Source organism: Thiocapsa sp., assembly GCF_011390875.1.
GTDB lineage: Bacteria > Pseudomonadota > Gammaproteobacteria > Chromatiales > Chromatiaceae > Thiocapsa.
This window is the reverse complement of record NZ_JAABRP010000381.1, coordinates 1-2581: the sequence shown is the minus strand read 5'-3', so window position 1 is coordinate 2581 and position 2581 is coordinate 1. Positions and strand designations below refer to the sequence as shown.

The following is a 2581-nucleotide window of genomic DNA, read 5'->3' as shown; positions in this document are numbered from 1 at the left end:
ATATCAAGAACAATGAATGACGCGGACCGGCTTCCAGGCAGGTGGGCACTCGGAGCTGGTTCGGACGTGCTGCAGCCACCGTGGGCTCTGGTCATCGTTTCGTCCATGCCTCGTGGGAGCGCCAACCGGACGCGAAACTCCGGACGCACGCCCCGGGTACCCCGACTTCAGTCGGCACCCCGGGGAGGCGGACTTCAGTCCGCCGTGGACCCGAGCTCGACTGGCCTCGGGCATTGCGCGGCGTTGTACTAAATCCGTCGCCGCACCCGCACGGGTGCGATCGGCAGCATGATCAAGAAGCCGATGCCCGTGATCACGGCCATCCAGGTCGCAAACCCGAAGAGGCGACGCACACTCAGATTGGCCTTGTGGAGCACCTCGAACTCGTCGAGATAGACGGTCTCGCAGGCGCCGTTGCCCGTGTCGTCGCGTGTCAGACTGGTCCCGCGCGCATAGCCGTTGCCCGCGTTGACATATTCGGCCAAGACACCTTTGAATCGGACCTGATCCCCCGGCTCGGCGGACATCAGGGCATCCTTGATGATCCGATCGTCGGTCAGAAGGTGGTTGTTGGACAATGCGTTCATCTTGAATCGGGCGGTAACCGCGGGATCCGACCAGGATGCCCAGCAGGTCCAGCTGTCGTTGCGAAAGCGCATGTCGCGATAGACGCCCGATGCCACGTTCTCGCCCCAGACGACGCAGAGATCCCGCAGGTTGAGAAAATCCTTCCAGCTCTTGTGATGCCAGATGTTCTTGATCGCATCGGCATTGCTGTAGCTGACCACGACCCCGTCGAGCGCGTACTCGGCCTTCGGCTCGATCCGGTACTCCTGATCGCGCACACGCACGGTGAAGGGCTCGCGATCCGTCGGCGTCTGAATCGGGGCCTCGAGCCTACTGCGATCGAAGGTCTCGGGCGCCGGGAGGTCATCCTTCTGCCAATAAGTCACCCCGAGCAGAACGAGACTGGCGAGGAAGAGCCATTTGAAGGCCGATTCGAGCAGGCATGTGATCGGCACGTCGATCGACTCCGGTGTTGTTTCGCTCAGGGTCCGATAACGTCAAAAATGTCACTCGGCTGCGCATGCGGCCCGGCGAGGCCGACGCTCGCCCGACGCCTTGCGCCGCAGATCGACAGCGGCACCTCCGCATGTCGCGGATGATCGGTCGACGCTTGAACTAAACCGTATCCAGAGTGAAATGCGTGGCTTTCATGTTGTGTCGGGCTCAAGGATTTTTCCGATCTTTTTGGGGACGCGGTTTAGAGCAACGCCGCCCAATTCTCGAGGCCGGTCGAGCTTGGGTCCACCGCGGACTGAAGTCCGCCTCCCCGGGGATGCCGACTGAAGTCGGCGTACCCGGGGAGGCGGTATCGATACTTCCCCGGCGTTGCGCTGATAAGAGCAGTTGAACACATGAATGCAAAGGTCGGGCCTTCGCGGCCCTGCCTCCTCGACCCTGATGGATCCGCCCGACGAGGCCAATGACTCCGAACGCGACTCGGGACCCGAACCTGCCGATGCCGACGCTGCCGATCGAGCCCGTTCTAGACGACCTGCGGGCCGCGCTGCGTCGCGGCCACGCCGTGCTCCAAGCGCCGACTGGCTCGGGTAAATCCACGCGGGTCCCGCTCGCTTTGCTCGATGAAGACTGGCTCGGCGCCGGGCGCATCCTCATGCTTCAACCTCGGCGCCCTGCAGCACGCATGATCGCCGCGCGCATGGCCGCGCTTTTAGGCGAGCCGCTCGGCGAGCGGGTTGGCTACCAGATCCGCTTCGAGCGCCGAATCGGCCCGCACAGCCGCATCGAGGTCATCACCGAGGGCATCCTGACTCGACGCATCCAATCCGATCCGACGCTCGAAGGGGTCGGACTCTTGGTGTTCGACGAGTTCCACGAGCGCAGTCTCCAATCGGATCTGGGGCTCGCACTCGCGCTCGACCTGATTGCCGGTCTGCGCCCGGATCTGCGGCTGCTGCTCATGTCCGCGACCCTCGATGCCGAGCCGCTGGCCGGGCTCCTGGGCAATGCGGCCGTCATCCGCGGCGAGGGACGGAGCTTCCCCGTCGAGGTCCGGTATGCCGAGCGCGCCCCGGGTCCGGATGCCGTCGCGGCGGTGATCTCCGCCGTGCGCTCCGCGCTGACCCAGCATCCGGGCGACATTCTGGCATTCCTCCCCGGCACCGGCGAGATCAATCGCTGCGTCGCGCGCCTGCGCGAGCGGGTGGACGAACGGACCCGGATCCTCCCGCTGCACGGCAGCCTCCCGACCGAGGAGCAGGAGAAGGCGCTGGTCCCGAATGCGGGATCCGACCGCCGCGTGCTGGTTTCCACCGATATCGCCGAGACCAGCCTGACGATCCCGGGCATCCAGGTCGTGATCGACAGCGGTCTGACCCGCAAACCGCGTTTCGATCCCGGCTCCGGGCTCACGCGTCTGGTGACCGAGCCGATCGCACGCGCCTCCGCCGAGCAGCGTGCCGGGCGCGCCGGGAGACTGGGTCCGGGTGTCTGCTATCGGCTTTGGACCCGCGCGCAGGAGCAAGGCCGGCCCGAGCGCCGAACACCCGAGATCTTC

General features: G+C 65.3%; 2 protein-coding genes. One reads left to right on the top strand and one right to left on the bottom strand.

The window, feature by feature from the left end; translation table 11 throughout:
- Positions 1 to 248: 248 nt before the first annotated feature.
- Positions 249 to 1022 (bottom strand): hypothetical protein, encoded by a 774-nt coding sequence (locus GPT33_RS18690; protein WP_296812139.1) that lies wholly within the window; start codon positions 1020 to 1022, stop codon positions 249 to 251.
- 464 nt (positions 1023 to 1486) lie between these two features.
- On the opposite strand from GPT33_RS18690, the gene GPT33_RS18685 reads away from it, so the two are divergent.
- Positions 1487 to 2581 (top strand): helicase-related protein (locus GPT33_RS18685; RefSeq protein WP_296812137.1); only part of this gene is annotated, 1095 nt, incomplete at its 3' end.